The sequence below is a fragment of the Aminobacter sp. P4_H6_2 genome, assembly GCF_056400805.1.
The window spans coordinates 1-3,460 of the sequence record NZ_JBFUKO010000573.1 but is presented as its reverse complement, the minus strand read 5'-3'; the positions used below and the strand labels follow the sequence as shown (position 1 = coordinate 3,460).

The 3,460-nt window shown below is 62.7% G+C and carries 4 protein-coding genes and 1 pseudogene; 1 reads left to right on the top strand and 4 read right to left on the bottom strand.

From position 1 onward, the window contains the following. Both AC1DUU_RS26775 and AC1DUU_RS26770 read right to left on the bottom strand, forming a co-directional pair. Positions 1 to 593: lycopene cyclase family protein (locus AC1DUU_RS26775; RefSeq protein WP_476786387.1), on the bottom strand; the 593-nt coding region annotated here is incomplete at its 3' end. Between the two features lie 188 nt (positions 594 to 781). Further along, positions 782 to 1,330, bottom strand: a complete 549-nt coding sequence (locus tag AC1DUU_RS26770) for a cysteine hydrolase family protein (protein WP_476786386.1) — start codon at positions 1,328 to 1,330, stop codon at positions 782 to 784. A gap of 103 nt (positions 1,331 to 1,433) precedes the next feature. Between AC1DUU_RS26770 and AC1DUU_RS26765 the strand changes: the two are divergent. After that, a pseudogene (locus AC1DUU_RS26765) lies at positions 1,434 to 2,407 on the top strand (GlxA family transcriptional regulator). A gap of 15 nt (positions 2,408 to 2,422) precedes the next feature. Here AC1DUU_RS26765 and AC1DUU_RS26760 read toward each other — a convergent pair. Both AC1DUU_RS26760 and AC1DUU_RS26755 read right to left on the bottom strand, forming a co-directional pair. Further along, positions 2,423 to 2,947 carry a MarR family winged helix-turn-helix transcriptional regulator gene (locus tag AC1DUU_RS26760; RefSeq protein ID WP_476786385.1) on the bottom strand — a complete coding sequence of 175 codons (525 nt, stop codon included), beginning with the start codon at positions 2,945 to 2,947 and terminating at the stop codon, positions 2,423 to 2,425. A 97-nt stretch (positions 2,948 to 3,044) separates the two neighbouring features. Next, a partial coding sequence (locus tag AC1DUU_RS26755; protein WP_476786384.1) for a pyridoxal-phosphate dependent enzyme occupies positions 3,045 to 3,460 on the bottom strand: 416 nt, incomplete at its 5' end.

Sequence of the window (3,460 nt, the reverse complement as noted above, 5' to 3'; positions counted from 1 at the left end):
GTCGAGGTGTTTTCGTCGAAGCGATAGATGTGAGCCTGGAACCAGCCATGCTCGGTCTTTTGGAAATCGAAGGTGAAGGCGTCGAAACGCTTGTCGGTGCCGAGCCAGATATAGCGGTTGGGCCGCATCACCATGTCGGGCTTGAAGATATCCGCGTATTTGTGGCGGATGCGCGAATTGATGCCATCCGCGGAAATGATCAGGTCGGCGTCGGGAAAATCCTGGTCGCCCTGAACGTCGGTTTCGAAGACCAGCTCGACGCCGAGTTCGAGGCAACGCTCCTGCAGGATGTTGAGCATCTTCTTGCGGCCGATGCCGACAAAGCCGTGACCGGTGGTGCGGATCTTGCGGCCCTTGAACACCAGCTCGATGTCGTCCCAGTGGTTGAAGGCGACCTCGATCGTCTCGGCGGTTGCCGGATCCCACTGGCGCATCGACTGCATGGTGGCATCGGAGAAGACCACACCCCAGCCAAAGGTGTCGAAGGGGCGGTTGCGCTCGACAACGGTTACCTGATGCTCGGGGTGCTGCTTCTTCATCAGGAGCGCGAAGTAGAGACCAGCAGGCCCACCACCAATACAGACAATGCGCATGCCGTTCTCCTCCGCAAACCGTGCGGTCCCGGCGGGCGCGGCTCGCCCAACCTTGACCATGGAGGCAGCATGGACGCTTTCGAAAAGAACTTCAAGCTTAAAGTTATTTTTGGACATGGCGGCCCCCGACCGCTGGCGAAATGCGCTGGCGACCGGGCCGAAAGGTTAAGGGCCAAGCCCTGCAGATGCTACCGGGTAAGGAAGGTGGCGGTGTCGACGATCTCGCCATAGGCAAAGGCCAGCGCGGCCATGACGGCGGCGTGGACCTGCGCTGCCGGCACGGTCGCGCCGCCAAACTCCAGGTCACGCGTGGCGCAGGCGTCGTGGACGACGGTCGTCTTGTAACCGAAGTCCGATGCTGCCCGGGTCGCGCCTTCGATGCACATGTGGCTCATGGCGCCGACGATCACCACTTCTTCAACGCCGCCGGCGTCGAGTGTCTCTTTCAGGTCGGTGCCGCGAAACGAATTGACGAAATTCTTGGTGATGACCTTCTCGCCGTCGGCCGGGTGCACGGCGACATTGATCTCGATGCCGGGGGTTGCTGGCGCAAAGATGGGGGCATCTTCAGACAGCGATAGGTGACGAACATGGATGACCGCATCGCCCTTGGCGCGCGCCGCCGCGATGACGCGGGCGGCGTTTGCCGTTGCCTGCTCTATGCCAACGAGCGGAAACCTGCCGGCTGGAAAATACTCGTTCTGGATGTCGATGGCGATGATTGCGCGCTTGCTCATGTCCCGTTGCCTTTGCTGTTGGGAAGATGTTGCGTGAAAGATGCTATGGATTATGGTGCCGGCCTATTGGCGATATCGACATAACCAGGGGCGATTCCGACAAATGGCTGAAGGCGACGTGATCGAGATCGGGCTGCTGCTTTATCCCGGCGCACAGATGTCAGCGGTGCTCGGCATGACCGACCTTTTCGACCTCGCCAACCGCACTGCCCGGCGCAAGAGCCGCGATACGCCGCCGCCTACTCTCCGCGTGTGCCACTGGCAGGCCGAACAACCGGGGATGCCGCCAGCGAGGGTGTTCGATACCCATCCCGACGCATCGAGCGTTCCCGCCGTGTTTGTCGTGCCACCGGCGCTCGGCGACCCGATATCACCCGAACTCGCCGCACCGCTGGCGCACTGGCTGCGCGATCGCCACGGCGCGGGCGGAGTGCTGGCGTCAGTCTGTGCGGGGGCCTTCCTGCTTGGCGAGACCGGTCTTTTGGCAGGGCGGGCAGTGACCACCAACTGGGTCTACGACGATGCATTCCGCTTGCGCTTTCCCAGGCAAAGCTCGATACCGACAGGCTGGTCATCGACGATGGCGACATCATCACCGCTGGCAGCCTCATGGCCTGGACCGACCTCGGCCTCAAGCTCGTCGACCGCTTCCTCGGCCCGACGGTGATGGTCGAGACGGCTCGGGTGCTGGCTCTCGATCCGCCCGGGCGCGAACAGCGTTATTACAGTGCCTTCGCGCCACGCCTCAGCCATGGCGATGCTGCCATACTCAAGGTGCAGCACTGGTTGCAGGCGACCGAAGCCAAGGATCTGAGCCTTGCAACGCTCGCTGCTCTGGCGGGACTCGAGGAGCGGACCTTCCTGCGCCGTTTCCAAAAGGCGACCGGACTGACGACGACGGATTACGGTCAGCGGGTGCGCGTCGGCAAGGCGCGCGAATTGCTCCAGTTCACCACGCAGTCCGTCGACAAGGTCGCCTGGGAGGTCGGCTACGGCGACCCTGGTGCATTTCGCAAGGTCTTCACGCGCATCGTCGGGCTGACTCCGAGCGACTACCGCGCCAGGTTCCGTGCATAGGTTAGCGCGATTTGATCATGCACCCTTGGCGAGGGAAGCGACGACCGAGCGCTTGAGCTTGGCAAGTTCGTCGAGCAGTACAGCGCCGTCTTTCGGCGCCAGATTGCCGAACAGGTCGGCGATCCAGTCGGCATGGGCTGCCGCCATCTTTTCGAACTCGGCGCGGCCGAAGGGCGTAAGCGCGATGATCTGCACGCGGCGGTCGGTCGGCGATGTGGTACGGCTGATATGGCCGCTTTCGGCAAGCCGCTCGACGAGCACGGTGATGTTGCCGGGCGACACCATCATGCGCTTAGACACTTCGCCAAGCACCATGCCGTCCTGGGCGCGTTCGAGCTGGGCCATCAGGTCGAAGCGGGGCAGGGTGGAATCGAATTCTTCGCGCAGGCGCCGGCGTATCTCGGTCTCAACCAGCGTCGAGCACGTCAGCAGGCGTAGCCACAGCCGAAGTTCGGTACCGTGATCGGCGGGCGCTTCCTGCACCTTGGTCTCGCCGTCGACCCATGCGGTGGCGTTCGCCGTTTCTTTGCGTTCGTCCATCTCTGCCCGGTCTTTCCTCAGCTGGCGAACCAGATAGCAGTCCGGTCCGGACAGGCTTTGTAGAGCCGTTTCACTGGGTCTTACAAGCTTGAAAGATTCAAGGTGCGGGAATGCCGCCGGCAAGCACCGTGGCGTAGGCCTGGGCGTCGATGTTGCCGCCAGAGATGACACAAACGACGTTGCCTCTAGCATGCTCGCTCGAAAGGGCTGCTGCGAGCGAAGCGGCGCCAGCGCCTTCGGCGACGATCTTGCCCTTGGAAAACAGCAGTCGCATGGCCTCCGTCACCTGCTCGAGGCTGACGGTCACAGCGCCATCGATCAACTCACTTGCCACCGGCCAGAGTTGCGGCACCAGCGACGGCCCCCCGATGCTCTTGATGAAAGAGGGGCGCGTTTCGATTTCGACGATATGCCCCGCTCCAAGAGCTGCCGTCACGGGTGCTGCGTTCTCGTCTTCGACAGCAAGCACCTTTGCCTCGGGCAGCAACGCCTTGACGGCACTGGCGACGCCAG